The following is a 26,072-nucleotide window of genomic DNA, read 5'->3' as shown; positions in this document are numbered from 1 at the left end:
TCCGCCGGTCCGCGCATGGGAGCATATCCAGCAAGGTGTGTTCCCTAACCGGACAACGTCCATTTTGGCGACGTTGTCCGTTTATCAGCGTGGATAGGCGGGGGCCGTGCGCATTGCGGCGCGAAATGAAGGTTTGGCCCAGAACGGGCAGTCCGGTGTCCTGCCGCGGATACCGGCGGAGGCGCTGCTTCGCAACGCCGTCCGGGCCCACGAGTCGCTCGGTGTCGGAACCGGCTGGCTGGAGCGGCTTAGGCCTTCCATCCGGGAGTCCTGGCAGCGTTCGCTGCAGCACCACTCGGACCCGGACGTTTCGCGTCCCGAGTTGGTGTTCGACGACGCCGCCCTGGACCGTTACCGTGCCGCGCATCCGCTCGCTGCCGTGATGCCGGTAATCCGCCGCCTGCTCGTGGAGCCCGGAGAGGACTCCGGGCTGTTGGTGGCCGTAGGCGATGAACTGGGCCGCCTGCTCTGGGTCGACGGCGACGCTGCCCTGCGCCGCCGCGCGGAAGGCATGTTGTTCCTGCCCGGCGCGGATTGGTCCGAACGAACGGTAGGCACCAGTGCCCCCGGAACCGCCCTCGCCACAGGGGCCGACGTGCAGATTGCCGGACCGGAGCATTTCAGCAGGCTCGTGCACTCCTGGAGCTGCACCGCCGTGCCCGTGCATGACCCGGATACCGGTTCCGTGCTGGGCGTCGTGGACGTTACCGGCGGCCCCGAAGCCGTCGCTCCGCATACGCTCGCCCTTGTCCGGGCAGCTGTCGCTGCCGCCGAAGCCCGGCTCCAGGTCCAGCGGCTGCAGGCCCGCCGGGATACCCGTAACGGATCCCCCACAACCTCCGGAGCTCCGCTGCGCCGTCGTGCCCGCCGGAAGCCCCCGCCGCCGGTCCCCGGCTCCACGGAAAGCCTGGAGCTGCTCGGCCGGGACCGGGCCGTCCTGCACATCAATGGCAGGCCGGTGGAACTCAGTTCCCGCCACGGCGAACTGCTGGCCGTGCTGGCGCTGCATCCGGGCGGGCTGACGGCCGAGGAACTGGCCTCGCTTGCCTACCCCGACGGCGGACAGACAGGTACGGTGCGCGCCGAGATGCTGCGCCTGCGCAACCTCATGGAAGGCGTGGCCGCCGGAACGGAGCCGCTGGTGCCGCGCTCCCGCCCCTACCGCCTGTCGCGTCCGCTCGAAGTGGACGCCGCACAGGTCCTGGGGTTCCTGGAACACGGCGCCTACCGGCTGGCCCTGCGGAGGTACGGCGGACCGGTGCTGCCGCGCTCTGAGGCGCCCGCCGTCGTCCGGCTGCGGACCGAGGTCTCTGCCGTACTGCGCCAGGCCATGCTCTCAGACGCCGGTGCCGACACCCTGCTCCAGTACCTGCACCTGCCGGAGGCAGAGCACGACGCCGAGGCATGGCAGCTTGCCCTGCGCGTCCTTCCGCCGCGCTCACCCCGCAGGGCAGCCGTCATCGCTGCCCTGGAACGGATCGAACGGGACCTGGCCTAAAAAGGCACAAACCTCTCGTTGCAACCTGCTTGCAACGTTGCGCTCCGTAGCCTCGGGGATGTCCGCAACCGACACCGACGTCGAACGCACAAGGAGCGCAAAATGACCGTTTACGCACAGCCAGGCACCGAAGGATCGAAAGTCACCTTCAAACCGCGCTACGAGAACTGGATCGGCGGCGAATGGGTGGCCCCGGTCAAGGGACAGTACTTCGAGAACATTTCGCCGATCAACGGCCGCCCATTCTGTGAAGTGGCCCGCGGTACATCGGCTGACATCGATCTCGCGCTGGACGCCGCGCACAAGGCCGCCGGGGCCTGGGGCAAGACTGCCGTGGCCGAACGGGCCCTGGTCCTGACCCGCATCGCGGACCGGATCGAAGCGAATCTCGAAATGCTCGCCGTCGCCGAAACCTGGGACAACGGCAAACCGATCAGGGAAGTCCTGGCCGCCGACCTGCCGCTGGCCGTCGACCACTTCCGCTACTTCGCCGGCGCCATCCGCGCCCAGGAGGGCGGCATCTCCCAGATCGACGACAACACCACGTCCTACCACTTCCACGAGCCGCTGGGAGTTGTGGGACAGATCATTCCGTGGAACTTCCCCATCCTGATGGCCGTCTGGAAACTGGCTCCGGCGCTGGCGGCAGGCAACGCCATCGTGCTGAAGCCCGCTGAGCAGACGCCGACGTCGATCCTGGTCCTGATGGAGCTCATCGCGGACCTGCTGCCGGCCGGCGTGCTGAACGTGGTGAACGGCTTCGGGGTGGAAGCCGGCAAACCCCTGGCATCCTCGAACAGGATCCGGAAGATCGCCTTCACCGGTGAGACCACCACGGGCCGGCTGATCATGCAGTACGCCAGCCAGAACCTGATTCCGGTCACCCTCGAGCTGGGCGGCAAGAGCCCGAATATCTTCTTCGCCGACGTCGCCGCCGCCGATGACTCGTTCTACGACAAGGCGCTCGAAGGCTTCAACATGTTCGCGCTGAACCAGGGCGAGGTCTGCACCTGCCCGTCCCGTGCGCTGGTCCAGGACTCCATGTATGACTCCTTCATGGCGGACGCACTGGCCCGCACGGCCCAGATGATCCAGGGCAATCCCCTCGATACCAACACCATGGTGGGCGCCCAGGCGTCCAACGACCAGTTGGAGAAGATCCTCTCCTACCTGGATATCGGCAAGCAGGAGGGTGCACGGGTCCTCGCCGGAGGCGAGCGAGCCCACTTCGACGGCGACCTTGCCGGCGGCTTCTTCGTCCAGCCCACCGTTTTCGAGGGCACCAACAACATGCGCATCTTCCAGGAGGAAATCTTCGGTCCGGTGGTTTCCGTGACCCGGTTCTCCGACTACGGGGAGGCCATGGCCATCGCCAATGACACGCTGTACGGCCTTGGTGCCGGTGTCTGGTCCCGGGACGGCAACACCGCCTACCGGGCAGGACGCGATATCCAGGCCGGCCGGGTATGGGTGAACAATTACCACGCCTATCCTGCCCATTCCGCTTTCGGCGGCTACAAGTCCTCCGGCATCGGACGCGAGAACCATGCCATGATGCTGGACCACTACCAGCAGACCAAGAACCTGCTGGTCAGCTACGCGGAAAACAAGCAGGGGTTCTTCTAAGCGGTACCCCGACCTGCCTAGGCTTGGGTGTCACTCGCTTTCCACTGGAATTCCCCTAAACCGCTGATGGAAAGAGAACCCCATGGCCAGCATGCAGGCAGCAGTAGTGAACCAACTCGGTGAAGGCCTCTCCATCGAGGAAATGGCGGTGCTTGAACCAGGTCCGGGCCAGGCGCTCGTCAAGCTGGTGGCGACAGGTGTATGCCATACGGACCTCCATGCCGCAGACGGTGACTGGCCCGTAAAGCCGACTCCGCCGTTCATCCCCGGCCACGAGGGGGTAGGTGAGGTGGTGCAGGTCGGTGAAGGGGTCACCGACCTGCACCCGGGCGACATGGTGGGCAACGCCTGGCTCGCCTACGCCTGCGGTGTATGCGAGTACTGCCGGACCGGCTGGGAAACCCTGTGTGAGCAGCAGCAGAACAGTGGTTACTCCGTGGACGGCTCCTTCGGCCAGTACATGCTGGTAGATGCGCGTTTTGCGGCGCGCATCCCTGAAGGGGCCGATCCGCAGGAAATCGCTCCGGTCCTCTGCGCAGGCGTCACGGTCTACAAAGGACTGAAAGTCAGCGAGGCACGGCCCGGTCAGTGGGTCGTCATCTCCGGCATAGGCGGGCTGGGACACGTAGCAGTGCAGTACGCCATTGCCATGGGACTGCGCGTCGCCGCCGTGGATATCGCAGATGACAAGCTGGAGCTGGCAACGAGGTACGGAGCCGAGGTTGTGGTCAATGCGCGCACCGAGGACCCGGCGGAGGTTATCCAGGAAAAGATCGGCGGTGCACACGCAATACTTGTCACCGCGGTGCATCCGACAGCCTTCGGACAGGCCATCGGCATGGCCCGGCGCGGCGGAACGATTGTCTTTGTCGGGTTGCCGCCGGGAGACTTTCCGGCTCCTATCTTTGACACTGTGCTCAAGGGCCTCACCATCCGGGGGTCGATTGTGGGGACGCGCCAGGACCTGGCGGAGGCAATCGACTTCTACGACCGCGGACTGATCCACCCCAACATCACCGTCCGCAATCTGGAAGAGATCAATGATGTGATGACGGAACTTCGAGAAGGCCGCATCGACGGCCGTGTAGTGATTGGATACTGATGGATTCTTCGCTTGCCCCCGGGCTGGAGGCGGCTGCCGCACTGCCCGGAGAGAGTTTTTCCCGGGTGGCGCTGACGCCGGAGGCACAGGCCCTGCTGCTGCGGCTACGGCCCGTCCACGGTGCGCTGATGTTCCACCAGTCCGGGGGCTGCTGTGACGGGTCCTCGCCCATGTGCTTTCCGAAGGGGGAGTTCCTGACTTCGGATGCCGACGTCCTTCTGGGGGTCTTCGACCTGGCGGGGGAGGAACTGGAGTTCTGGATGTCGCGTGAGCAGTTTGAGTACTGGAAGCACACCCATCTGACCGTGGATGTTGTCTCCGGACGGGGAAGTGGGTTTTCCGTGGAAGCACCCGAGGGTAAACGCTTTCTCATCCGGTCCCGTCTGCTTGACTAGGATCCAAATAGTAAGCTGGCTGTTGAACCTGCCGTTTTGAACGGTAGGGTGCAGTGGACGGAACTTATCAAGGCCCCGTGAGGGCAGGAGAAGAGGAAGACCATGGTAAAGAAGTTTGTATTTCTGGCGGGCGCGGGTATTGGCTACCTGGTTGGCTCCAAGGGCGGCCGCGAAAAGCTGATGCAGCTTTGGAATGACCCGAAGGTGCAGGAAACTGTTTCCCACGGCACCGATTGGGCGAAGGAAAAGGCACCGGGCCTGCAGGATAAGGTTACGGGCGTCGCCAAGGATGCCGCCTCCAAGGTCACCGGTTCCAGCAGCGGATCGGGCTCTTCCGGCAGCACCGGATCCGGGTCCACCGGTTCCACCACGGGTTCTTCCGCGGCCGGCAGCACGGGAACCAATGGTTCCTACACCTCCGGCGGCGAGCAGAAGATGTCTCCGGCTGAACCGCAGCCTGAGGCATAAGCGCAAAGAGCAAGAGAAGCACCGGATAGGCAGGCTAAAACCTGCTTGTCCGGTGCTTTTTCGTTCCCCTTGCCCGCCGTGCAAAGTTGCACTTAGTGTATTGGCGTGGCAGCAGGAGAAACGGCCGCCCCCTCACGGCGGGAACTGAACAAATCGGTGACACGCGCAGCCATCGCCGCGGCTGCCCTCAGCTTGGTCCGCAGCAAGGGCCCGGGCAATTTCACGGTGGACGACATTGCGGAGCGGGCCGGTGTCTCGCGCAGGACCTTCTTCAACTATTTTTCCAGCACTGAAGCATCGCTCACGGTGGCCATGGAAGGATTCCTGGAAACCGTGCTGGGCCACTTCGAGTCCCGTCCGCAGGACGAAAACATCGTGGAGTCCATGCTGGAGGCCCTGACCTCCCCGGCGGAACCGGAGCGGCTGGCGGTGACTGCCGAGCTCTACGCCATTGCCCAGGACAACCCGGTAATGATGCGGTTCCAGCTGGAGGCATGGGACCGGGCAGAACAGCGCATCGTCGCTTCCATCCGGCAGCGATTAGGCGATGCCGCCGATCCCTTCTACATCTCCTGCCTGGTTGGTTCAGTGCTGACCTGCGGACGAAGCGCCTTTGCCCAGTGGGAACGGCGCACGCAGGGCGCCATCACGCCGGAGTCCCTCAAGCTGCTGGAACAGCTGTTTGCCGAAGCGATTGGGTTCCTCCGCAACGGATTCAACCGTTAACAAGTACCGTCGAAAAAGCGGAACCTGCACGGCTGGATGCACGTTGGGTAGGAAAGGGTGCGCGGGGACCGCACAATGGACCCGGACGGCTTCCCGGCACGTGCGCACTTTCGGCGCCGCGGGGCTGGGCGCCCAAGGTCCGGGCACCCAGGGTCCGGAGAAAGAAAAACGGCAGCTGAACGGCCGATGGGAATAGTACGCGACCGTACAACCGTTATGTTCGGCTAGTATCGAGTGCCCCGGAAACAACATAACTACGGATTTGGAGTGTGAGCCGAGAAAATGGCTACAGATTATGACGCGCCGCGCAAGACTGAGGAAGAAGCCGGCCCGGCTTCTATCGAAGAGCTTCAGGCACGGCGCAGTGACAAGCAGTCTGCCGTAGTTGACGTGGATGAGACCGAGGCAGCTGAAGGATTTGAACTGCCCGGCGCAGACCTGTCCGGTGAAGAACTGCTTGTCCGCGTAGTGCCGCCGCAGGAAGACGAGTTCACCTGCAACTCCTGCTTCCTGGTCCGCCACCGCTCCCAGCTGGCCGTCGAAAAGAACGGCCTGGCCTACTGCAAGGACTGTGAAGGCTAATTACCCGAAACCTCAACCGTCGCACCATCCAAGGGTGCGGCGGCTGCCTGTTTAAGTCCGGAGCGGAGTGAGGACGGACCAATGACCGGAACGACGACGGCGGTCCTGCTGGCTGCCGGTGCCGGCAGACGTCTCGGCCGCGGGCCCAAGGCGCTGCTGCCTTTCCGCGGGCGGCCCCTGATCGAGCATCAGGTCGAGGTGCTGCTGGCCGGAGGGTGTGCCCAGGTGGTCGCAGTGCTTGGCGCCGGGAGCACTGAGATTCTGGCCTCGGTCCGGCTGCAGGATGCTGTACCGGTGGTGAATCCACAGTGGGAGCTCGGAATGGGCACCAGTTACCGTTGCGGGATCCTGGCGGCACTGGCCCGGGAGCCGGAGACCTCGGTCCTTGTGGCCCTGGTAGACCAGCCCGGATTGACCCCGGCCGTCGTCTCCCGCGTCCTCGCCGCGGGGCGGCCCGGCAGGATAGCCGCCGCCGGCTACCGGATGCCGGATGGGGAGTTGCGGCGCGGGCACCCCGTTCTGTTCGATGCTTCCCTGGCCGCGCGAAGCCTGGAACCGGATACACGCTATTCAGGGGCTGAACATGCAGGGGAAGGGAAGCAGGGAGTCAATCCGGATTCCGGTGCCCGTGCGTTCCTGGCTGCCCATCCGGAGCTCCTGGACATCGTGGACTGTTCCGACCTGGCCGATGGGCGGGACGTGGACTGCGATGCGGACCTGGCCCTGTTAGACTGATTCCTTCGTAGGGGAGTATCCCAAAACGCAGATATCCGTCAACACGTGGAGCACCGACGCTCCGCCGGGTTCAGCGGCCAGCCTGTCCAGGGTGGCGGGAGAGACCTATGCTCCTTCGGCATACCCTACGAAAGCAGAGATTCCATGACTGTTTCCCCCTTGGTCTGGGGAGTGACCATTGCGGTCATCCTGGCCCTTCTGGCCTTTGATTACTTCTTCCACATCCGCAAGGCCCACATCCCTACGCTGAAGGAAGCGGCCATTTGGTCCTCCATTTACGTAGGCCTGGCCGTGGTTTTCGGCGGTGTTGTTTGGGCCCTTGGCGGAACCCAGATGGGCACCGAGTACTTCGCCGGATACATCACCGAGAAAGCGCTTTCGGTGGACAACCTGTTCGTCTTCCTGATCATCATGGCGAGTTTCCGGGTTCCGCGTGAAGACCAGCAGAAGGTCCTCCTCTTCGGCATCGTCTTCTCCCTGATCGCCCGTACCGCGTTCATCCTTCTCGGTGCCGCGCTGATCAACTCGTTCTCCTGGGTCTTCTACCTCTTCGGCCTGATCCTGCTGATCACGGCGGGCAACCTGCTCAAGCCTGAAAGCACCGAGGGCGACGACGAAGCCAACAACTTCATCATTCGGCTCGCCCGCAAAATCTTCCACACGTCGGAGACGTACGACGGCGACAAGCTCTTCACGATGGAGAACGGCAAGCGCGTCCTCACCCCGATGCTGCTGGTCATGGTGGCCATCGGCGGTACCGACATCCTCTTCGCGCTCGACTCAATCCCGGCGATCTTCGGCCTGACGCAGAACGTCTTCATTGTCTTCACGGCCACGGCGTTCTCCCTGATGGGCCTGCGCCAGCTCTACTTCCTCATTGATGGACTGCTCGACCGCCTGATCTACCTCAGCTACGGCCTGGCAACCATCCTGGCCTTCATCGGCGTCAAGCTTGTCCTGCACGCCCTGCACGAGAACACCCTGCCCTTCATCAACGGCGGCGAGCACGTTCCGGTTATCGAGATCACCACCGGCCTCTCGCTCTCCGTCATTGTGGGCGTCCTCCTGGTGACCGTTGTTGCGTCCCTGGTCAGCCCGGCAGGCAAGGCCATGACCGCCGTCAACAACGCGCGGCGCCATGCGGATTCCTACCTGGACCTGTCCTACACCGCAGATCCCGCCGAGCGGGAGCGGGTCTACAAGGCCCTGTGCGATGAAGAGCAGGACATCCTGAAGATGGACGTCAAGTACCGCAACAAGGTCAAGGACATCGAAGAGATCCGCGAAACCGTAGCCCGCGCCCACAGCGAGCACGAGCGGTACCTCTCCCGCTAGCGAGAACAGCCGGCGGGGATCCGCCGGCAGTACAGGGCATTCCGGGCAGCCATCGCTGCCCGGGATGCCCTTCGCAGTTAAGCCTGGATGCGCCGGGCTACCAAGCGTGTGAACCCGGGCCACAGCCGGCTATCAGCGGGGCGAGCCCGGGCCAGCGGCGCGAGCCCCGGGCTAGCGGCGGGAACGGTGCGGCACCGGCGCATTCTGCCGCGCACCGGACCGGCGGACGGCAACACCCAGGCACAGGCCGGCCGCCAACGCGCCCAGCCCTCCGGCAGCCAGATCTCCCATGGTGTCCGCATACCCGACGTTGATGCTTGCATCCACGTACGTGTGGCCCCACCACTCACCGATTTCCCAGAGGACACTCATTCCCAGGCCAAGCGCCAGCACCAGCAGCGGAACCACCACGGGGAGCGAGGGCGAGTGACGGTGCGGGCGCTGGACTGCAGGTACTGCGCCGAACTGCACCAGCAGGAAATAGGCCATCACGGCCAGCGCACCGGTGGTGGCAAAGTGGACGGCGAGATCCCACCAGGAGATGCGGGCGTAGAGGTCCGCCACGCTGCTCCAGGCCGCGGCCAGCAGCACCACGCCGTAGGCGGCGTCAAAATCAGGGAAGACCGCCAGCGCCCGGGAGACCAGAAGCCCCAGCAGCACCAGCAGGAACAGGGCCGTTTCCACCGGTCCGAGCAGTACGAGTGCCGTCAGGACACTGAGTACTCCCACTGCACGTACCGCGTCAGCCAGGTACGCCTTCCGGGACTCGGGCGGGCGGAGCAGTGCGTCGATCATCCTCATACGGTAGCCCGGCACCACTGACGGAGGCAGTGGGCATCGGAAACGGGCCGGGAGAACCAGTGGCTCCACGCTAAACTCAGCCCATGCCTTCTGAGCTTCCGGCTGTTGCCGTGGTCATCCCGTGCCGCAATGATGCCGCCCTCCTGGAAGCGTGCCTGGAGTCGCTGGCCGGGCAGAGCCTGCAGCCCCGGGAAATAGTGGTGGTGGACAACAACAGCAGCGATGCCAGCGCAGAGGTTGCCCGGAGGTTCGGCGCCCGAGTGGTTTTCGAACCGGCTCTCGGAATCCCAGCCGCTGCCGGTGCCGGGTACGACGCCGCTGCTCAGGGCCTCGACGCGGACGCCATTATTGCGAGATGTGACGCAGATTGCGTCCTGCCCCCGGATTGGATTGCGCGCATAGCTGAAGCCTTCGCCGCCGATCCGCAGTTGGAAGTGCTTAGCGGTCCCGGTGTTTTCTACGGGATGCCCCGCCTCCCGGCGCTACTGCTCTCCCGGGTGTATCTGGGGTCCTATTACCTGGCCATGGGGTCAGCTTTGGCCCACTGGCCGTTTTTCGGCTCGAATCTGGCCCTGCGCGCCGGGACCTGGCAAGCGGTCAGCGGCGAGGTGCATAGGAGCGATGCGCAGATGCACGACGACGTCTGCCTCAGCTTCCATCTTGGCCAAGGCCGTCGCTGCCGCCGGGATCCGCACCTGACCGTAGGGATGGCGCCGCGGGCAGTGCAAAGCCGGGCAAACGTGGCCCTGCGCTTCCGGAGGGCCTTCCACACCCTGGCCGGGCACTGGCCCCAGGAATACCCCTGGGTCCGCTGGGCCCGGAGGTTCGCGGGCAGCAAAACCGCAGCACCGGCACACTGAGCGCCTGCCGCGCCGTCAGTCCGCACGCACACCGTCAGGCCGACCCCACGCCGTCGCCCACCGCAGACAGGCCGGGCCGGATCTAGGGGTAGAGCAGCGGAAGCTGCAGCACCAGCCAGGGACTGAATGCCCAGGGCGTCAGCCGAACCGCCGGAACAAGCTGCGCCGGATCCGCCCACTCCCAGTCCATGACCTCGTCCGCTGCCGGGACCGGATCGGCGTCGGCCACGGCCGTATAAACGGGGCAGATCTCATGCTCGACAATCCCGGAGGCATCCACGGCACGGTAGCGGAAATCCGGCAGCCGCAGCGTCAGGTCCCGCACTTCGAGCCCCAGCTCGCGCCGGGCGCGCCGGTTCACCGCGTCCTCCGTCGCTTCTCCGGGTCCGGGATGGCCGCAGAAGGAATTTGTCCAGACTCCCGGCCAGGTCAGCTTGGACATCGCCCGGCGGGTGACCAGCAACGAGCCGCGGGTATTGAAGACGTGGGTGGAGAACGCCAGGTGCAGCGGCGTGTCAGTGGTGTGCACGGCGGCCTTGTCCCGGGTGCCCACGGGACGGCCGTCATTGTCTACCAGAACCACGCGTTCTGAGCCGTCTGTCATTTCTTCCGCTAGTCCCATACGTGTTTACTTTACCTATGCAGACGCACCCCCCGCTCGACTTGTCTATCGGCCAGGATCTGGTCGAGACCGTTCTGAACCGGTTCTTCGAGCGGGCCAAAGCCCGCGCCGCGAAACTGGGTCCCGGCTACCTCTCGCTGTGGCAGGCACTGGAAAACTCGACTGCCGGAGGTAAGCGGGTGCGCCCGCGCATCCTCTTGACGGCTTACCTGAATCTCGGCGGCACCGACACGGCGGCCGCTGCCAGTGTAGGCGCCGCATTCGAACTGCTGCATACGGCCCTGATTGTGCACGACGACGTGATCGATCTGGATTTCACCCGCCGCGGCCACGAAAACGTTTCCGGCGTCTATCGGGAGCTGGCCGCCGCCGCAGGCGTTGAAACAGCCGCAGCCCGGCACCGCGGGCTCTCCGCCGGGGTCATTGCAGGGGACCTGGCCCTGACCGGCGCATTCCGCATGCTGGACAGCGCCGAGGTGGACACAGGCCTCCGGTCACGGATGGCCGAGATCCTGGACGAGGCCGTCTTCGCATCCGCGGGCGGAGAGCTGATCGACGTCGACCTTTCCTTCCACCCTGATGCCCCGCCCATCGCCGAAATCCTGCACATGGAGCGGCTCAAGACCGCCGTCTATTCCTTCGAAGCGCCGCTGCAGGCCGGGGCGGTGCTTGCCGGGGCACCGGACGACGTCGTAACCACCCTCGGTCTCTACGGTCGGGACATCGGGATTGCCTACCAGGTTGTGGATGACCTGCTGGGGGTTTTCGGCACGGAGAGCGCCACGGGCAAGTCCAGTTTTTCGGACCTGCGCGAGGGAAAGCGGACGGTGCTGGTCTCCTATGTTGCTCAGAAGCCGGAGTGGGAAGAACTCTCGGGCCTGATCGGCAACCCAGAGCTGACCGCCCGTGATGCCGCCCGCGCCCGGGAACTGTTGGTTTCCTCCGGTGCCCGGGACCATGCGCAGCAGCTGGTGCGCGAATATGCAGACCGGGCCCGCCAACACCTGGACTGCCCTGCGGTCACCCCAGGGCTGCGCGCAGCACTGTCGACAGTGGTTGACGACGCCGTGAACCGGGGGCGGTAGTCCGTGGTAGCTGAGCAGGGCCTGCCCCTCTATAACGCCGTCGCGCGCCGGACTTCGGCCGTGCTGATCCGGTCCTACTCGACGTCCTTCGGGCTGGCCTCCCGGCTGTTGCCGGCCCGGACGCGACTGCAGATTGAAACCATCTACGCGCTGGTCCGGCTGGCGGACGAGATTGTCGACGGCGTGGCGGCGGCCGCGCTGGTGCCCCGCACGGAGATCGGCGAGCTGCTCGATGAGCTGGAGGCGGACACGGAACGTGCCCTGCGCACCGGCTACAGCGTCAATCTGGTGGTCCATGCGTTCGCGCTGACGGCGAGGGAAACCGGCATCGGAACGGACCTCACCCGCCCGTTCTTCGCGTCGATGCGCGCGGACCTGGACCGGGTGGAACACACCGAGGCCAGCTTCAACGAGTACGTTTACGGCTCCGCCGAAGTGATCGGGCTGATGTGCCTGCGGTGTTTCCTCGACGGAGTTCCGCTGCCCGATGACCAGGCCAAGCGGCTGCACGAGGGCGCCCAACGGCTGGGGGCAGCGTTCCAGAAGGTCAACTTCCTGCGGGATCTTGCCCAGGACTTCGAGACCCTGGGACGCAGCTATTTCCCCGGCATCACCGTGGCAGCGTTCAGTGAAACGGACAAGCACCGGATCCTGGCCGGCATCGAGGCTGACCTGCTGGTTTCGGGCGCCGCGGTGGCGGAGCTGCCGGCAAACTGCAGGGCCGCCGTCGCGCTGGCCCAGGACCTGTTCGGAGAATTGGCCCGCAGGCTCCGGAACACACCCGCCGAACAGCTGCGTACCACCCGGGTGCGGGTCCCGAACCCCGTGAAAGTCCGCATCGCAACGCGTGCGGTTCTGACCCGCCGGGTTGCCGGTCCTGTCGGGCTCCGGCACCGCGGCGCAAACCAAGCTGTCCCGGGAAACGAAAGGCAACTATGAGCATGCGTCCGCGCACCGCCGTCGTGATCGGCGGCGGGATTACCGGTCTGGCCACCGCGGCACTGCTGTCGCGGGAAGGCCTGGAGGTCACGGTGCTGGAGAAGCAGCCGGAGACCGGGGGACGGGCGGGGAGCTGGGAGACCGGAGGGTTCCGCTTTGACACGGGGCCGTCCTGGTACCTCATGCCCGAGGTCTTCGACCACTTCTTTCGGCTGCTGGGCACCACCGCTGCCGAGCAGTTGGAGCTGGTACGGCTGGATCCGGGGTACCGGGTGCTCTTCGAGGACACCGCGGAACCGGTGGACGTGGCTGCCACCCGGGACGGCAACATTGCGTTGTTCGAGTCGCTGGAACCCGGTGCCGGAGCCCGGCTCGAGGAATATCTCGAGTCCGCCGAAGAGGTCTACGCGATGGCCAAGAAGCGGTTCCTGTACACAACGTTTGCCTCGTTCCTGCCGCTGCTGCGCCCCGATGTCCTGCGCAGCGGCCCCCGGCTTGCCAGGCTGCTGCTGGAACCGCTGAGCACCTTCGTTGGCCGGCGTTTCACGGATCCGCGGATCCGGCAGATCCTGGGCTACCCCGCCGTTTTCCTGGGCTCCTCGCCGTTCACCACACCCAGCATGTACCACCTGATGAGCCGGCTGGACCTGGCTGACGGGGTGCTTTATCCCATGGGCGGCTTCCACCGGATAGTCTCGGTCATTTCCGACCTGGCGCGTGCAGAGGGCAGCCGGGTCATCACCGGTGCCGAGGTCACCCGGATCAGGACTTCCGCTCCGGCCAACCCCAAGAGCGGCCGGGCCCGCTTCCCCCGCCGCAAGCCCCGTGCCGTGGGCGTGGAGTACCGGGATGCCGGCGGCTCACTGGTGTCGCTGGACGCGGACCTGGTGGTTTCAGCAGCGGATCTGCACCACACCGAGACCACCCTCCTGCCCCGGGAGCTGCAGACCTATCCGGAGGCATACTGGGAGCACCGGGTCCCCGGCCCCGGCGGGCTGCTGCTGCATCTCGGTGTGGAGGGGAAACTGCCGCAGCTGGAACACCACACCCTGCTGTTCACCCGGGACTGGGAAGCCAACTTCGAGAAGATCTTCGGTCAGGACACCTCGGTGCCGGATCCGGCCTCCCTGTACGTCTGCCGACCGAGCGCGACGGACCCCGACGCGGCGCCGGAAGGACATGAAAACCTGTTTGTGCTGGTGCCGGTACCTTCGGATCCGTCGCTCGGAGCCGGAGGGATCGACGGCGCAGGGGATCCCCGGATCGAGAAGATGGCCGACGCGGTCATCGAGCAGCTCTCATCCTGGGCCGGTATTCCCGACCTGGCCGAACGCATCATAATCCGCCGCACCGTGGGTCCGCAGGACTTCGTTGCCGACCTCAATTCGTGGCGCGGAACCCTGCTGGGACCGGCGCACATCCTGAAGCAAAGTGCGTTCTTCCGCGGAACAAATGCCAGCCGGAAAGTGGAGGGGCTGCTTTACGCCGGCGGGTCCACCCTGCCGGGCATCGGACTGCCCATGTGCCTGATCAGCGCGGAACTCGTGCTCAAGCGGCTGCGCGGGGAAACGGGCACCGAGGCGCTGCCGGAGCCCGCGCCGTGGGGTGCACGGGTGTCATCAAGCCAGCTTCCTGACGGACAGCACCCGGCCCCGCAGCCGTCGGCAGAGGCGGGAGCGTAATGGGCGTCCTGTACCTGCTTTTCCTGCTGCTGTCCCTGGGCTGCATGGTGCTGCTGGACCACCGGTTCCGGCTGTTCTTCTTCGCCCACGCACGGCGGGCAGCCGCAGTGCTGGCCATCGGAGTGCTGTTCTTCACCGGCTGGGACCTGGCCGGCATCGGCTCCGACATTTTCTACCGCGGCGAGACCCCGTTTATGCTCGGCCTGACCTTGGCACCGCACCTGCCCGTCGAGGAGATCTTTTTCCTGGCCTTCCTTTGCTACCTGACCATGGTGCTCTTCGGCCTGGTGCGTCTGGTCGCGGATCGGGCCGGCGAACGGGCCACCGAACGAAACACCGACCGGACCGGCAGGCACCCGGCCCGCAGGCCGAGCGAGAGGACCCGGCCGTGACCTACTGGACCCTCAATGCCTTCTTCCTCGTGCCGGCGGCTCTGATCTTTACAACCGCCCTGCTGGGCCGGAACCGCCCGCGGCACTTCGCAGCTGCAGCTGCCGTCACCGGCGTCGTCCTGTTGGCACTGACCGCCGTCTTCGACAACCTCATGATCCGCGTGGGCCTCTTTTGGTACAACGAGGACCGCATTTCCGGAGCCTTTGCCGGTGCTGCGCCGCTGGAGGATTTCGCGTACCCGCTGGCGGCCGTCCTGCTGCTGCCGGCGCTCTGGATGCTGCTGCCCGGACGTGCCCCCGCGCCGGGAGACGCCAAGCCGAACACTAAGGAAACACCGTGAGCACCGCCGCCACCTCGACCGCGGGAACCCTGCGGATGCTGCTGGTGTCTTCGCGGCCGCTCTCCTGGGTGAACACCGCGTATCCGTTCGCCGCCGCCTATCTGCTCACCACCGGGCAGATCGACCTGACCTGGGTCATCGGTACGCTGTACTTCCTGGTTCCCTACAACCTGGCGATGTACGGCATCAATGACGTTTTCGACTACGAGTCGGACCTGCATAATCCGCGCAAGGGGGGAGTGGAAGGCGCCGTCCTGGACCGCGGTTTCCACCGCATCACGTTGTGGGCTGCAGTCATCACCAATGTGCCGTTCCTCGTGGCCTTGATCCTGCTGGGAAGCCCGCTGTCCTGGCTGGTGCTGGCAGTCAGCGTCTTCGCAGTGATTGCGTACAGCGCACCCGGACTGCGGTTCAAGGAACGTCCCTTCCTGGATTCCATGACCTCGAGCACCCACTTCGTCAGCCCTGCAGTGTACGGACTGGTCCTGGCCGGCGCGGTCTTCACCCCGGGGCTCTGGGCAGTCCTGGGGGCGTTCTTCCTCTGGGGCATGGCCAGCCAGGCCTTCGGTGCCGTGCAGGACGTGGTGCCGGACCGGGAAGGGGGCATCGGGTCCATTGCCACGGTGCTGGGGGCGCGGCCGGTGGTGGTGCTTGCCGCCGCTGCCTATCTGGCGGCCGGCCTGCTGATGCTGCTGACTCCCTGGCCGGCGATGCTGGGCGGGTTGCTGGCCCTGCCCTACATCCTCAACCTGGTTCCGTTCCTGCGGATCACCGACGCCGGGTCCGGTGCTGCGAATGCCGGCTGGAGACGGTTCCTGAAGCTGAACTTCCTCACCGGTTTCCTGGTGACGCTGCTGATTATCTGGTACTGGCCTACCCGGTAGGAGGCAGGACATACAGCAGCGGCCGGCCCCCGAAGGGACCGGCCGCTGCTGGTTTAGCGGGTGCTGAAATTACTCAGCAACGCCCACGAACTCGGCCTTTTCGTTGGCCGTGGTTTCGCCCTGTGCCAGGGAAAGGCGCAGCTTCTCGCCCAGGGTCGCGTCAACGTTGGTCCAGTACTGGATCGCAGCTTCGCGGATATGCGGACGCTTCACGCCGGAGATGGCACCGGTGATGGTTTCCAGGAAACGCTGCTTGGCGGCGTCGTCGTAAACCTCGCGGTACAGGGTACCGGCCTGGACGAAGTCGCTGTCCTCGGAATGCAGGGTTGCGGCGGCACGCACCAGGGCGCCGTCGTTCTCCCAGCTGCCCGAACCGGCCAGCGCTGCATCGGCCGCGGGGCCGCCCAACGTGTTCGGTGCGTAGACCGGAGTCTGCGGGGAGTTGTAGGAGAAGCGCATGGCGCCGTCCTGCGAGTAGTTGTTAACCGGGGCCTTGGGTGCGTTGACCGGCAGCTGGTTGTAGTTGGCGCCGATGCGGTAACGCTGGGCGTCCGGGTAGGAGAAGATGCGGGCCATCAGCATCTTGTCCGGGCTGGCGTCGATGCCGGGAACCAGGTTCGCGGGGGACAGGGCAACCTGTTCGATCTGCGCGAAGAAGTTTTCCGGGTTGCGGTTCAGGGTGTGGGTACCCACCTTGATCAGCGGGTAGTCCGCGTGCGGCCAGACCTTGGTCAGGTCGAACGGGTTGAACCGGTACGTCTTGGCATCTTCGTACGGCATAACCTGCACGTGCAGGTCCCAGGACGGGAAGTTGCCGGCCTCAATGGCCTCGTACAGGTCGCGGCGGTAGTAGTCGGCGTCGGCGCCGGCAATCTTCTCGGCCTCGGCACCGGTGATTTCATGGTTGCCCTGGTTGGACGTGAAGTGGTACTTCACCCAGAAGCGCTCGCCGGCGGCATTGATCCACTGGTAGGTGTGCGAACCGAAGCCGGGCATTTCACGCCACGACGTCGGAAGCCCGCGGTCGCCCATGAGGTAGGTGACCTGGTGGGCGGACTCGGGGGAGTTGGTCCAGAAGTCCCACTGCATGTCGGCGTCGCGCAGGCCGGAACCCGGAAGGCGCTTCTGCGAGTGGATGAAGTCCGGGAACTTGATGCCGTCGCGGATGAAGAACACCGGAGTGTTGTTGCCGACGATGTCGTAGTTGCCCTCGGTGCTGTAGAAACGCAGGGCGAAGCCGCGCACGTCGCGCCAGGTGTCGGGCGAACCCATTTCGCCGGCAACTGAGGAGAACCGCTGGACGGTTTCGGTGACGGTGCCCGGCTGGAAGACAGCGGCACGCGTGTACATGGAGACATCCTCGGTGACAACGAACTCACCGAATGCGCCGCCGCCCTTGGCGTGCACGATGCGCTCCGGAATACGCTCCCGGTTGAACTGTGCCAGCTTCTCGACCAGGTAGCGGTCGTGAAGGGCGATGGCGCCGTCGGCGCCGGTGCTCAGCGAGTGTGCGTCGCTCGCTACCGGGGTGCCGGTCTGCGTGGTGGTGAAGTTGGACATACTTGTTCTTTCTCTGGTGCTGACAAAAGGGAGGAAAGGCTTTGGGGGCGGGCTACGAGGCTGCGGCGGCGCAGTCGGTGCAGATCCCGCGGTAGAGCACATCCGCAATCTGGATGGTCATACCGTGTGTGTTTCCGGGGGTGAGGCAGGGAGCGTGGCCGACGGCGCAGTCCACGTCCTCGATCCGCCCGCATTCGGTGCAGATGGCGTGGTGATGGTTGTCATTCACACGGGTCTCGTACCGGGCCGGAGAATCGGGGGTTTCGATTTTCCGCAGCAGGCCTGTTTCGGTGAGGTCGGCCAGGATCACATAGACGGACTGCAGGGAAATGTCCGGAAGTTCCCGGCGGACGCCGGCCGCGACGTCGTCCGCTACCGAGTGCGGTGCGGTGTCGACGGTACGGAGCACGGCGAGGCGCTGCTTGGTCACCCGACGGCCGTGGGCGCGCAGCTCATCGGACCACCTGGCGGTGGTTTCCTGTGGAGCTGCGTTTCCGTTCATGTCCAACATCCTATCCTTATTCTGAGTTATTCATAATAAGGATCGCCTAACCTGCCCGGGTCCCGGTACGCTGGCCCTAAAGCGTCCCGACAAGCGTCTCGACGGAACAGGAAGCAGAGGCACAGTGCCTGCAGCAGCAGAAGCTCGAACGGGATTCCAGCGCGTGACGGTAGGGGACACGCAGGTGGACATCCGCACCTACCGCCGCTTTGACGACGCCGGGACACCCGACTGGCACGAGACCCGCAGCGAGGTGGTCCTGGTGCACGGGATCGGCGCCTCGGAGCGGTACTACCGCCCGCTGATCTGGGAACTGGCGCGCACATCCATCGTCCATACGCTCGAGCTGCCCGGCTTCGGATCCACCCCGAAGCCGCGCAGGCAACTGCAGATGGAAGACTTCGGGCGCATCGCCGCCGAGGCGCTCGATACCGCCGGCATCCGGGGTGCCCAGTGGGTGGGCCATTCCATGGGCTGCCAGGTGGTGGTGGAAATGGCGCTCGCCGCCCCGGATGCGGCGTCCTCGGTGGTCCTGCTGGGGCCGACCATTAACGACGCCGAGCGCTCCGCCCCGCTGCAGGCCCTGCGGCTGATGCAGGACTGCCTGGTGGAACCCCCGGCCGTCAACTTCATTCTGGTCACCGACTACCTGCGTGCCGGGCCGCGCTGGTATCTCTCCACGCTGCCCGTGATGATCCACCACCGCCTCGAGGAGCGGATCCGCGAGGTAAAGCCTCCGGTCCTGCTGGTGCGCGGCGGGAAGGATCCAGTGGTGCGGGCCGACTGGCTGGCCCGGCTGGCCCTTGCCCGGCCGGGTGCCGTGACGGCGGAAATCCCCGGCCAGCCGCACGTGATGATGTACACCCGTCCGAAAGAAACCGCTGAGCTGATGCGCACGGCGGCCGCCGTACAGTGACATCCTTCCGCCCCGGAGTCCGTCCGCGCCGGCAGGGGCGGATCTTCCGGTGGGCGCGCCAGGCACGGGGCTGGGCCTCGGACTATGCATATGTGGCCTATTGGCAGGTGCACGGCTTTGTCTTCCGCCGGGACCCGTCGGCGTACCTGCATCCGGAGGGTGAGGTGCGGGCACCGGTGGTGCTGATTCCCGGTGTCTTTGAAAACTGGCAGTTTATGCGGCCGCTGGCGGACTACCTGTATGAGCGGGGACATCCCGTGCATACCGTGGCCCCGCTGGGCTACAACCGCGGAGCCATCGAGGAGATGGCCGTGCTGGTGGAACGCTATCTGGTGGAGCGGAACCTGACGGGCGTGCTGGTGCTGGCGCACAGCAAGGGCGGCCTGATCGGCAAGCACCTGATGACCCTGCCGGACGGCGGGTCCCGGGTGGAGCGGATGATCGCCGTCAACACGCCTTTCTCGGGCTCCGTGTACGCCAACCTGTTTCCGCTGGCCTCGATCCGGGCCTTCGCGCCGCGGGACCCGTTCCTGCAGAAGCTCCTGCTCAACGTGGACGTGAATGCGCGGATCACTTCGGTGTACAGCAGCTTCGATCCGCATATCCCGGCCGGGAGCCACCTGGCCGGTGCGCGGAACGTCCAGCTGGAAACCATGGGGCATTTCCGGCCCATCGGGGATTCCCGGCTGCTGGAGGTCGTGGAACAGGACCTGGACGCAGCCGAGCGGTAAGGAACGTTAGGACGCACCGCGGGCCAGGGCCTGCTCGACAGCCGCCGCCGAGCCGTCCCGCCACGGCTCTCCGTGCCCGGTGAGCAGCAGGGGAGCATCGGTCTCCGCCAGCAGTGAGAGGGAAGCGAGCGCCTGCGCGCTGTCTGCGGTGGCCGCCCCTGAAACGATCTGCGGACCCTTCGCGCCCGTGTAGGGATCGAGGGTGACGAGCGAGTCCCCGCTGATCAGGGCTCCGCGGTCCGGATAGTGCAGTGCCACATGTCCGGCGGTATGCCCGGGCGTGTACAGGATCCGCGGCTTGCCCGGCAGGGCGTCGCCGGAATCCAGGGCCAGGCTGTGCACATCGGTCACGCCGCGCACGTTCAGCGCCCCGGCGAGGGTCATTGCGCCCAGGACGGGAACCGACTTGGGATAGCGCAGCGGATACAGAAACCGGTTGGCCTCGTGCCGGTAGCGGTAGGGATGTGCGGCAATGTACCGGTCGGCGTCGTGCACCAGGATGGGTGTGCGGTACTCCTGCCGCAGCCGTGCCGCAGTGCCCACGTGGTCGAAATGCGCATGCGTCAGCACCAGGGCCCGGATATCGCCGGCACCGTAGCCCAGTTCGTCCAGCGCGCCGGTCAGGTGCGGCCACATCCCCGGCAGGCCCGCGTCGATCACTGCCACGCCGTCGTCGTCCTCGACCAGGTAGACATTCACATGGGCATGCTCAATGCGGTGGATTCCATCGGCAACGTTGCGGGTAAACACGGCGGCTACTCCTTCGGCAGGGTGCGGGGCAAGCGGTTCCGTCCCATCCTAAGCATGCTTTCTATTGCGGTGCGCGTGTGGTGCGCCGGAACGGGCACGGCGGGGCCCTAGACTGCTCTGGTGCCAAGACTGCTCGCTGACCTCACGCCCCTGCGTGAAAGCCCCGAATTCCGCCGGCTCTGGACCGGAACGGCGCTCTCCGCCGTCGGCACCCAGCTCACCCTCGTGGCGGTGAGCCTGGAGGTCTACGAACTGACGAAATCGAGCTTCAATGTCGGTCTGCTCGGATTGGTGGGCCTGGTGCCCCTGGTCCTGGCCGGGCTGTACGGCGGGTCGGTGGTGGACGCGTATGACCGGCGCAAGGTCGCTCTGTTCTCGTCGGGACTCCTCTGGCTCAGCACCATCGGGATAGCCGCCCAGGCCTGGGCCGGAGTCGGCAACGTCTGGCTGCTGTACTTCCTCGTGGCCGTCAACGCAGGTGCCGGCGGGCTGAACCACCCGGCCCGCAGCGCCATCATTCCCCGCCTGGTCCGCCCCGAGCTGCTGCCTGCCGCCAATGCGCTGAGCATGATGACCTTCGGCCTGGCCATGACCGCGGGGCCGCTGCTGGCCGGAGTGCTGGTGGCACGGGTGGGCTACGGCTGGACCTACACCATCGACGTCGTTACCTTCACTGCCGCCATGTGGGCGCTGTACCGGCTGGCGCCGATGCCGCCCGTGGGCAAGGTGCAGAAGGCCGGGCTGGGCTCCGTGCTGGAGGGGTTCCGGTTCCTGGGCACCCGCCCCAATATCCGCATGACCTTCGTGGTGGACCTGTGCGCCATGGTCTTAGCCCAGCCCCGTGCACTGCTCCCCGCCATCGGGGCGCTGATGCTCGGCGGGGGCGCCGCCACAGTGGGGGTGCTGCTGGCAGCCACCGCCGTGGGTGCCTTCCTCGCCGGCCTGTTTTCCGGGCCGCTCGGGCTGGTGCGCCGGCAGGGCCTGGCGGTGCTCTGGTCCGTAGCGGCCTGGGGGTTGTCGGTGACGGCGTTCGGCGTGGTGGTGGTGCTGGCCGGACACAACGACGGCGCGGTCCCCTCCCGGTGGCTTCTTCCCGCGGCGCTCGCGATGGCCTGCGCCGGGATAGCCGATTCCATCAGCGGCGTTTTCCGGTCCACCATCCTGCAGTCCGCCACTCCAGACGCCATGCGCGGCCGGCTGCAGGGTGTGTTCGTGGTGGTAGTGGCCGGCGGACCGCGGCTGGGGGACCTGGTGGCGGGCGTGGATGCCTCCCTGGTCGGGGAGGGCTGGGCGGCAGTGCTGGGCGGACTGATCTGCCTGGTCCTGGTGGCGGTGCTGGCCCGAATCCAGCCCCGGTTTGCACGGTACGACGCGCAGCATCCGGAGCCCTGAAGCCCTCAGCGGAGCAGGAACAGTCCGGCCCGGTTAAACGTTGAAGTATATGGACAAAACCGAGATTGCTGGCCGAAACGGCCTGCGTGAAAGGACCATGTACCCGTGCACCGACACTTCAACGGCCTCAAGACGGCAGCCCTGTTCGGCGTGCTTTTCGCCGTGCTGCTGGGAATCGGGGCCCTGCTCTCGAGTGGAACCGGAAGCCCGTCGTTTATCTGGGTCTTCCTCTTTATCGGCCTGGCCACCACCGCGTACAGCTACTGGAACAGTGACAAGCTCGCCATCCGGGCAATGCGCGCCGTGCCCGTCACGGAGGCGCAGGCTCCGGAAATGTACCGGATCGTCCGCGAGCTTTCACAGCAGGCCGGGGAGCCCATGCCGCGGCTCTACATTTCGCCCACCATGGCACCCAACGCCTTCGCCACCGGCCGGAACCCGCAGCATGCTGCGGTGTGCTGCACACAGGGCATCCTGGCACTGCTGAACGAGCGTGAACTGCGCGGCGTGCTCGGCCACGAGCTGATGCACGTCTACAACCGGGATATCCTCACCTCCTCAGTGGCAGCTGCCATTGCCGGCGTTATCACCTCGCTGGGACAGTTCCTGCTGTTCTTCGGTGGTGGGGACCGGCGCAATGCCAACCCGCTGGCCATGATTGCCATGGCCATCCTCGCGCCGATGGCGGCGTCGCTGATCCAGATGGCTATCGGCAGGACCCGCGAGTACGACGCCGACGAAGACGGCGCGAAGCTCACCAACGATCCGCTGGCACTCGCCTCGGCCCTGCGCAAGCTGGAGAGCGGAACCCAGCGTGCACCGCTGCCGGCGAATGACCAGAAGCTGGCTAATGTGTCCCACCTGATGATCGCCAACCCGTTCCGTGCCGGAGTGCGCGGCCTGCTGGCCACCCATCCGCCCATGGCCGACCGCATCCTGCGGCTGGAGCGCATGGCCGGGCGCACCTTGGGCGCCTGACGCAGTGCCGATCCGTGTCCCGCTTACGAAGTAGGCTTCGAGCATGCGACTGATACTTGTCCGCCACGGTCAGACCCCCTCCAACGTGGAGCATTACCTCGACACCGCAGTCCCCGGACCGGGACTGACGGAGCTGGGCAGGGAACAGGCCGCGGCGCTGCCCGAAGCCCTCGGGCACGAACCCATCGACGGGGTCTTTGCCTCCAATCTGGTCCGCACCCAGCTCACCGCCGCGCCTCTGGCCGCTGCCCTGGGCCTGCCGGTCCAGATCCGCGACGGGCTGCGGGAGGTCTTCGCCGGAGACCTGGAGATGCGCAATGACCGGGACGCGATCATTACCTACCTGAAGACCGTTTACCGCTGGGTCTCCGGTGACACAGCCGTCCGGATGCCCGGCGGCCCGGACGGAGCCGAGACGCTGGGCCGCTTTGACGCCGTGGTTGAGGAGCTGGCCGCCGCGGGGTTGAAGTCCCCGGCGATCTTCAGCCACGGGGCGATCATCCGGGCCTGGGCCACGGCCCGCGCCGAAAACGTGGGACCGGACTTTATTGTCGCGAACGCCCTGAGCAACACCGGCATTGCCGTGCTCGAAGCCCAAGAGCTGCCCGACGGCAGCCTCGGTCCCTGGGAGCTGCTGACCTGGATGGGTGAAGCCGTAGGCGGGGAAGAGCTGGAAGACTTCGGCGACGACGGCCCCGCTGCCGACGACGTCGCGCTCTAAGGCGGCGAGTTGCTTTAGAACGCCGGCTGTTTCAGAACCCCGGTGGTCTTAAACCACCGACGGCGCCGTCCCCGCTGCGGGGGAGGCGCCGTCGCAAGTGCTCCGGAGAGACCTAGCGGAAGTTGATGAACTGCAGGTCAACCTCGAGGTCCGTGCCCTTGAGCAGGGCCATGGTGGCCTGAAGGTCATCGCGGGACTTGGAGCTGACCCGCAGCTCGTCGCCCTGGATCTGGGACTTGACGCCCTTGGGGCCTTCGTCGCGGATCAGCTTGTTGATCTTCTTGGCCTGGTCCTGGGCGATGCCCTCCTTCATGGAGGCTTCAATCCGGTATTCCTTGCCGGAAGCGTACGGCTCGCCGGCATCCAGGGACTTCAGGGAAATGCCGCGCTTGACCAGCTTGGACTGCAGCACGTCGAGTACTGCCTTCACCCGGTCTTCCGAGTTGGCCTTCATCAGGATCTTCTCGCCGCTGAAGTCCACCTCGGCGCCGACTCCCTTGAAGTCGTAGCGCTGGACGATTTCCTTCTGCGCCTGGTTCAGCGCATTGGCCACTTCCTGCTTATCGATCTTGCTGACGACGTCGAACGTGGACTCGCTGGCCATATCGGGCTCCTCTAAGTTGGTGACTTTTCCTGGTACTTAGCGTAGTAGGTCCGAGCCGTGATGGCGCCCCGCTCCCAGCCGGTACACAGCAAACACCCGGCGTTGTCCCATCAGGGAGGGGAAGGGTCAGGGGGTGGAAAACAATCCCAGTGCCGCGTCCCGTCCATCCTTCCGCCGTCCCGCAGCTGTCCGGATCCGCGCCGTGGCGGCCGGTTCCTTCCTTGCAGCAGCGTCTGCCGCGGGGCTTGGCGCCATTGGTGCCGCGCCGGCGAGGGCCGCATTGGTCCCGCCTCCGGTATTGTCCGCCCTGGAATGCGCGGCTCAGGCCGCCGGAATAGATTGCGGAAGCCAGCAACGTTTGGCAGGCATCCGCGCCGACCTGGGGAACGCCGTCGCCTGGGGGTCGGTGACCCAGGCGCAGGCCGACCGGTTCTACGCGCAGCTCGAAGACCGGATCTCACGGGGACTGTAGCGCCTCCGACAGGGGGCAGCGGACGCCCCGCAGCCCCGCTGGCAACGGCTGGAAACGGGCCGGAAACCGGCCGGAAACGGGCCGGCAGGACCCGGTTTGGGGCTCGATTCGTAACTTCGGAGAATCTTCGGTAAAGTTGTCTTGTCCGCAGCTACTGCGGGCAAGGTCTTCACTTGAAGACACTCGGCAGATTACCCGAGCGGCCAAAGGGGGCTGACTGTAAATCAGCTGGCAACGCCTTCACTGGTTCGAATCCAGTATCTGCCACAGACAAACCCGTCCTCACCACTGGTGAGGGCGGGTTTTTCCTTTCCCGGGGACCTTGCGCCCAGAACTCCTAGATATTAGGCTCCCTAAATATGACTAGCGATCCCGCCCTGGACGACCTCGCCGAGGAATTCCGTGAATCCCTCCGGCTGGCACTGTATATCGCCCGCAACATGGACGCGGATACGGACATCAGCGCCACGCAGGTCAGCATCATGAAGATGGCCGCCGGCGAGGGGATGCGGGTGAGCGAGATTGCCCGGAACCTCGGAGTGAAGGTCCCCAGCGCCACGGAGCAGATCATCCGCCTTGAGGGTGCGGGCCTGTTGAAGCGCAGCCCGGATCCCCATGATTCCCGCGGTGTCCGGGTGACTCTCACTTCGCAGGGAGGCGAAGCGCTTCAGGAAGCCAACGGCAGCAGGACGGCGCTGATGGCGGCCCTGCTGGAGCAGTTGAGCAGCGAGGAGCGGAGTGCCCTGTCGGCAGCGCTGCCCGTCATCCGCCGGCTGACGAAACTGCCCAGGGCCTAGAGGGCTTCACCGGACAGCGAACAGCTACAGACAATGCCACCGGCCCCGGCTAGCGTTGGACCATGGCTACTATCGACATCACCGAAGCAACATTCCCCGAGACCATCGAGGAAAATGACATAGTCTTCGTGGACTTCTGGGCGGACTGGTGCGGTCCCTGCAAGCAGTTTGCACCCGTATATGAATCCGTTTCGCAGCAGCACGACGACATCACCTTTGCCAAGGTGGACACAGAGGCTGAGCAGGGCCTGGCAGCTGCCGCCGGCATCACCTCCATTCCCACCCTCATGGCGTTCCGTGAGAAGGTGCTGGTGTTCTCCCAGCCCGGAGCCCTGAATGCCAGCCAGTTCAGCGAACTGGTGGAAGCAGTCAAGGGCCTGGATATGGCGGCCGTGCACGAGCAGATTGCAGCGCAGGAGCGCGAGGCAGCAGCAGGCTCAAACGGCCAGGCCAAGCAGGCCTAGCCCCACCCGCTTTTTCCTTCAGGGAAGCATCCGCTCCAGGATGCTTCCCTGATTGCGTTAAAGGCGCCGTCCGGGCTACGCGGATTCGAAAACGCCACGTCTACCGTCGCCG

At 65.6% G+C, this 26,072-nt stretch carries 30 protein-coding genes and 1 tRNA gene; 25 read left to right on the top strand and 6 right to left on the bottom strand.

What is annotated here, in order from left to right; translation table 11 throughout:
• Positions 1 to 133: 133 nt before the first annotated feature.
• The 9 genes from LJ760_RS02480 (at position 134) to LJ760_RS02440 (ending at position 8,467) form a co-directional block, all read left to right on the top strand.
• Positions 134 to 1,498 (top strand): GAF domain-containing protein, encoded by a 1,365-nt coding sequence (locus LJ760_RS02480; RefSeq protein WP_227918921.1) that lies wholly within the window; start codon positions 134 to 136, stop codon positions 1,496 to 1,498.
• Positions 1,499 to 1,600: 102 nt separating this feature from the next.
• The gene (exaC, locus tag LJ760_RS02475; RefSeq protein WP_227918920.1) at positions 1,601 to 3,124 is read left to right on the top strand and encodes an acetaldehyde dehydrogenase ExaC; all 1,524 of its coding nucleotides are present in this window, start codon (positions 1,601 to 1,603) and stop codon (positions 3,122 to 3,124) included.
• An 82-nt stretch (positions 3,125 to 3,206) separates the two neighbouring features.
• Positions 3,207 to 4,226, top strand: a complete 1,020-nt coding sequence (gene adhP, locus LJ760_RS02470) for an alcohol dehydrogenase AdhP (protein ID WP_227918919.1) — start codon at positions 3,207 to 3,209, stop codon at positions 4,224 to 4,226.
• The gene (locus LJ760_RS02465; protein WP_227918918.1) at positions 4,226 to 4,621 is read left to right on the top strand and encodes a DUF779 domain-containing protein; all 396 of its coding nucleotides are present in this window, start codon (positions 4,226 to 4,228) and stop codon (positions 4,619 to 4,621) included. The genes adhP and LJ760_RS02465 overlap by 1 nt, the downstream gene beginning before the upstream one ends.
• A gap of 102 nt (positions 4,622 to 4,723) precedes the next feature.
• Positions 4,724 to 5,089 carry a hypothetical protein gene (locus LJ760_RS02460; protein WP_227918917.1) on the top strand — a complete coding sequence of 122 codons (366 nt, stop codon included), beginning with the start codon at positions 4,724 to 4,726 and terminating at the stop codon, positions 5,087 to 5,089.
• A gap of 105 nt (positions 5,090 to 5,194) precedes the next feature.
• Entirely contained in the window at positions 5,195 to 5,815 is a 621-nt protein-coding gene (locus LJ760_RS02455) for a TetR/AcrR family transcriptional regulator (RefSeq protein WP_227918916.1), read from the top strand.
• Positions 5,816 to 6,097: 282 nt separating this feature from the next.
• Positions 6,098 to 6,397, top strand: a complete 300-nt coding sequence (locus LJ760_RS02450) for a DUF4193 domain-containing protein (protein ID WP_146360892.1) — start codon at positions 6,098 to 6,100, stop codon at positions 6,395 to 6,397.
• 81 nt (positions 6,398 to 6,478) lie between these two features.
• Complete coding sequence (locus LJ760_RS02445) at positions 6,479 to 7,132, top strand: nucleotidyltransferase family protein (RefSeq protein WP_227918915.1); 654 nt, start codon at positions 6,479 to 6,481, stop codon at positions 7,130 to 7,132.
• A gap of 144 nt (positions 7,133 to 7,276) precedes the next feature.
• Complete coding sequence (locus tag LJ760_RS02440) at positions 7,277 to 8,467, top strand: TerC family protein (protein ID WP_227918914.1); 1,191 nt, start codon at positions 7,277 to 7,279, stop codon at positions 8,465 to 8,467.
• A 171-nt stretch (positions 8,468 to 8,638) separates the two neighbouring features.
• Here the strand turns inward: LJ760_RS02440 and LJ760_RS02435 are convergent, their stop codons facing one another.
• Entirely contained in the window at positions 8,639 to 9,262 is a 624-nt protein-coding gene (locus LJ760_RS02435; RefSeq protein WP_227918912.1) for a hypothetical protein, read from the bottom strand.
• 89 nt (positions 9,263 to 9,351) lie between these two features.
• Here LJ760_RS02435 and LJ760_RS02430 point away from each other — a divergent pair, with 89 nt between their 5' ends.
• On the top strand, positions 9,352 to 10,128 hold the full coding sequence (locus tag LJ760_RS02430) for a glycosyltransferase family A protein (protein WP_227918910.1): 777 nt from the start codon (positions 9,352 to 9,354) through the stop codon (positions 10,126 to 10,128).
• Between the two features lie 82 nt (positions 10,129 to 10,210).
• On the opposite strand, the gene idi is transcribed toward LJ760_RS02430, so the two are convergent.
• Entirely contained in the window at positions 10,211 to 10,732 is a 522-nt protein-coding gene (gene idi / locus LJ760_RS02425) for an isopentenyl-diphosphate Delta-isomerase (protein WP_227918908.1), read from the bottom strand.
• 35 nt (positions 10,733 to 10,767) lie between these two features.
• Between idi and LJ760_RS02420 the strand changes: the two genes are divergently transcribed.
• From LJ760_RS02420 to LJ760_RS02395, 6 genes are read left to right on the top strand one after another with little or no spacing between them, the layout of a single operon-like run.
• Positions 10,768 to 11,835, top strand: a complete 1,068-nt coding sequence (locus tag LJ760_RS02420; RefSeq protein ID WP_227918906.1) for a polyprenyl synthetase family protein — start codon at positions 10,768 to 10,770, stop codon at positions 11,833 to 11,835.
• Between the two features lie 3 nt (positions 11,836 to 11,838).
• Positions 11,839 to 12,774: a phytoene/squalene synthase family protein gene (locus tag LJ760_RS02415; RefSeq protein ID WP_227918903.1), complete on the top strand. Its 936-nt coding sequence runs from the start codon at positions 11,839 to 11,841 to the stop codon at positions 12,772 to 12,774.
• Between the two features lie 2 nt (positions 12,775 to 12,776).
• Positions 12,777 to 14,456: a phytoene desaturase family protein gene (gene crtI, locus LJ760_RS02410; protein WP_227920877.1), complete on the top strand. Its 1,680-nt coding sequence runs from the start codon at positions 12,777 to 12,779 to the stop codon at positions 14,454 to 14,456.
• The gene (locus LJ760_RS02405) at positions 14,456 to 14,848 is read left to right on the top strand and encodes a lycopene cyclase domain-containing protein (protein WP_227918901.1); all 393 of its coding nucleotides are present in this window, start codon (positions 14,456 to 14,458) and stop codon (positions 14,846 to 14,848) included. Before crtI ends, LJ760_RS02405 begins: the two co-directional genes overlap by 1 nt.
• Positions 14,845 to 15,189: a lycopene cyclase domain-containing protein gene (locus LJ760_RS02400; protein WP_227918899.1), complete on the top strand. Its 345-nt coding sequence runs from the start codon at positions 14,845 to 14,847 to the stop codon at positions 15,187 to 15,189. The genes LJ760_RS02405 and LJ760_RS02400 overlap by 4 nt, the downstream gene beginning before the upstream one ends.
• Positions 15,190 to 15,224: 35 nt before the next feature.
• Entirely contained in the window at positions 15,225 to 16,073 is an 849-nt protein-coding gene (locus LJ760_RS02395; protein WP_231709197.1) for a prenyltransferase, read from the top strand.
• A 69-nt stretch (positions 16,074 to 16,142) separates the two neighbouring features.
• On the opposite strand, the gene LJ760_RS02390 is transcribed toward LJ760_RS02395, so the two are convergent.
• On the bottom strand, positions 16,143 to 17,633 hold the full coding sequence (locus LJ760_RS02390) for a catalase (RefSeq protein ID WP_227918894.1): 1,491 nt from the start codon (positions 17,631 to 17,633) through the stop codon (positions 16,143 to 16,145).
• Between the two features lie 52 nt (positions 17,634 to 17,685).
• Entirely contained in the window at positions 17,686 to 18,135 is a 450-nt protein-coding gene (locus LJ760_RS02385) for a Fur family transcriptional regulator (RefSeq protein WP_227918892.1), read from the bottom strand.
• 124 nt (positions 18,136 to 18,259) lie between these two features.
• Here LJ760_RS02385 and LJ760_RS02380 point away from each other — a divergent pair, with 124 nt between their 5' ends.
• Both LJ760_RS02380 and LJ760_RS02375 read left to right on the top strand, forming a co-directional pair.
• Positions 18,260 to 19,051, top strand: coding sequence for an alpha/beta fold hydrolase (locus LJ760_RS02380; protein ID WP_227918890.1), 792 nt, complete (start codon positions 18,260 to 18,262; stop codon positions 19,049 to 19,051).
• Positions 19,048 to 19,782 carry an esterase/lipase family protein gene (locus LJ760_RS02375; protein WP_227918888.1) on the top strand — a complete coding sequence of 245 codons (735 nt, stop codon included), beginning with the start codon at positions 19,048 to 19,050 and terminating at the stop codon, positions 19,780 to 19,782. Before LJ760_RS02380 ends, LJ760_RS02375 begins: the two co-directional genes overlap by 4 nt.
• A 6-nt stretch (positions 19,783 to 19,788) precedes the next feature.
• On the opposite strand, the gene LJ760_RS02370 is transcribed toward LJ760_RS02375, so the two are convergent.
• On the bottom strand, positions 19,789 to 20,532 hold the full coding sequence (locus LJ760_RS02370; RefSeq protein ID WP_227918885.1) for an MBL fold metallo-hydrolase: 744 nt from the start codon (positions 20,530 to 20,532) through the stop codon (positions 19,789 to 19,791).
• A gap of 120 nt (positions 20,533 to 20,652) precedes the next feature.
• Between LJ760_RS02370 and LJ760_RS02365 the strand changes: the two genes are divergently transcribed.
• From LJ760_RS02365 to LJ760_RS02355, 3 genes are all read left to right on the top strand, one after another.
• The gene (locus LJ760_RS02365; protein ID WP_227918883.1) at positions 20,653 to 21,924 is read left to right on the top strand and encodes an MFS transporter; all 1,272 of its coding nucleotides are present in this window, start codon (positions 20,653 to 20,655) and stop codon (positions 21,922 to 21,924) included.
• Positions 21,925 to 22,029: 105 nt separating this feature from the next.
• A complete protein-coding gene (htpX, locus tag LJ760_RS02360; RefSeq protein ID WP_227918881.1) occupies positions 22,030 to 22,902 on the top strand; it encodes a zinc metalloprotease HtpX in 873 nt (290 codons plus the stop codon).
• 43 nt (positions 22,903 to 22,945) lie between these two features.
• Positions 22,946 to 23,623, top strand: a complete 678-nt coding sequence (locus LJ760_RS02355) for a histidine phosphatase family protein (protein WP_227918878.1) — start codon at positions 22,946 to 22,948, stop codon at positions 23,621 to 23,623.
• A gap of 112 nt (positions 23,624 to 23,735) precedes the next feature.
• On the opposite strand, the gene LJ760_RS02350 is transcribed toward LJ760_RS02355, so the two are convergent.
• Entirely contained in the window at positions 23,736 to 24,227 is a 492-nt protein-coding gene (locus LJ760_RS02350; protein ID WP_227918876.1) for a YajQ family cyclic di-GMP-binding protein, read from the bottom strand.
• A 133-nt stretch (positions 24,228 to 24,360) separates the two neighbouring features.
• On the opposite strand from LJ760_RS02350, the gene LJ760_RS02345 reads away from it, so the two are divergent.
• From LJ760_RS02345 to trxA, 4 genes are all read left to right on the top strand, one after another.
• Positions 24,361 to 24,699 (top strand): hypothetical protein, encoded by a 339-nt coding sequence (locus LJ760_RS02345; protein WP_227918874.1) that lies wholly within the window; start codon positions 24,361 to 24,363, stop codon positions 24,697 to 24,699.
• 185 nt (positions 24,700 to 24,884) lie between these two features.
• Positions 24,885 to 24,966, top strand: a tRNA-Tyr gene (locus tag LJ760_RS02340).
• A 92-nt stretch (positions 24,967 to 25,058) separates the two neighbouring features.
• Positions 25,059 to 25,496, top strand: a complete 438-nt coding sequence (locus tag LJ760_RS02335; protein WP_227918872.1) for a MarR family winged helix-turn-helix transcriptional regulator — start codon at positions 25,059 to 25,061, stop codon at positions 25,494 to 25,496.
• Between the two features lie 62 nt (positions 25,497 to 25,558).
• Positions 25,559 to 25,960 (top strand): thioredoxin, encoded by a 402-nt coding sequence (trxA, locus tag LJ760_RS02330; RefSeq protein WP_227918870.1) that lies wholly within the window; start codon positions 25,559 to 25,561, stop codon positions 25,958 to 25,960.
• The last annotated feature ends 112 nt before the right edge of the window (positions 25,961 to 26,072 follow it).

The organism is Arthrobacter sp. zg-Y895 (assembly GCF_020731025.1).
Lineage (GTDB): Bacteria > Actinomycetota > Actinomycetes > Actinomycetales > Micrococcaceae > Arthrobacter_B.
Note: the sequence above shows the minus strand (reverse complement) of the source record. Positions and strands in the feature narration are given on the sequence as shown.

What these genes read in the sequence shown, in the direction of transcription:
- LJ760_RS02405 (WP_227918901.1), top strand. Translation starts at nt 14,456, where the DNA reads ATGGGCGTCCTGTACCTGCTTTTCCTGCTGCTGTCCCTGGGCTGCATG.
- exaC (WP_227918920.1), top strand. Translation starts at nt 1,601, where the DNA reads ATGACCGTTTACGCACAGCCAGGCACCGAAGGATCGAAAGTCACCTTC.
- LJ760_RS02450 (WP_146360892.1), top strand. Translation starts at nt 6,098, where the DNA reads ATGGCTACAGATTATGACGCGCCGCGCAAGACTGAGGAAGAAGCCGGC.
- LJ760_RS02385 (WP_227918892.1), bottom strand. Translation starts at nt 18,135, where the DNA reads ATGAACGGAAACGCAGCTCCACAGGAAACCACCGCCAGGTGGTCCGAT.
- trxA (WP_227918870.1), top strand. Translation starts at nt 25,559, where the DNA reads ATGGCTACTATCGACATCACCGAAGCAACATTCCCCGAGACCATCGAG.
- LJ760_RS02335 (WP_227918872.1), top strand. Translation starts at nt 25,059, where the DNA reads ATGACTAGCGATCCCGCCCTGGACGACCTCGCCGAGGAATTCCGTGAA.
- LJ760_RS02430 (WP_227918910.1), top strand. Translation starts at nt 9,352, where the DNA reads ATGCCTTCTGAGCTTCCGGCTGTTGCCGTGGTCATCCCGTGCCGCAAT.
- idi (WP_227918908.1), bottom strand. Translation starts at nt 10,732, where the DNA reads ATGACAGACGGCTCAGAACGCGTGGTTCTGGTAGACAATGACGGCCGT.
- LJ760_RS02440 (WP_227918914.1), top strand. Translation starts at nt 7,277, where the DNA reads ATGACTGTTTCCCCCTTGGTCTGGGGAGTGACCATTGCGGTCATCCTG.
- crtI (WP_227920877.1), top strand. Translation starts at nt 12,777, where the DNA reads ATGCGTCCGCGCACCGCCGTCGTGATCGGCGGCGGGATTACCGGTCTG.
- LJ760_RS02465 (WP_227918918.1), top strand. Translation starts at nt 4,226, where the DNA reads ATGGATTCTTCGCTTGCCCCCGGGCTGGAGGCGGCTGCCGCACTGCCC.
- LJ760_RS02460 (WP_227918917.1), top strand. Translation starts at nt 4,724, where the DNA reads ATGGTAAAGAAGTTTGTATTTCTGGCGGGCGCGGGTATTGGCTACCTG.
- LJ760_RS02350 (WP_227918876.1), bottom strand. Translation starts at nt 24,227, where the DNA reads ATGGCCAGCGAGTCCACGTTCGACGTCGTCAGCAAGATCGATAAGCAG.
- LJ760_RS02445 (WP_227918915.1), top strand. Translation starts at nt 6,479, where the DNA reads ATGACCGGAACGACGACGGCGGTCCTGCTGGCTGCCGGTGCCGGCAGA.
- adhP (WP_227918919.1), top strand. Translation starts at nt 3,207, where the DNA reads ATGGCCAGCATGCAGGCAGCAGTAGTGAACCAACTCGGTGAAGGCCTC.
- LJ760_RS02395 (WP_231709197.1), top strand. Translation starts at nt 15,225, where the DNA reads ATGCTGCTGGTGTCTTCGCGGCCGCTCTCCTGGGTGAACACCGCGTAT.
- LJ760_RS02435 (WP_227918912.1), bottom strand. Translation starts at nt 9,262, where the DNA reads ATGATCGACGCACTGCTCCGCCCGCCCGAGTCCCGGAAGGCGTACCTG.
- LJ760_RS02390 (WP_227918894.1), bottom strand. Translation starts at nt 17,633, where the DNA reads ATGTCCAACTTCACCACCACGCAGACCGGCACCCCGGTAGCGAGCGAC.
- LJ760_RS02420 (WP_227918906.1), top strand. Translation starts at nt 10,768, where the DNA reads ATGCAGACGCACCCCCCGCTCGACTTGTCTATCGGCCAGGATCTGGTC.
- LJ760_RS02355 (WP_227918878.1), top strand. Translation starts at nt 22,946, where the DNA reads ATGCGACTGATACTTGTCCGCCACGGTCAGACCCCCTCCAACGTGGAG.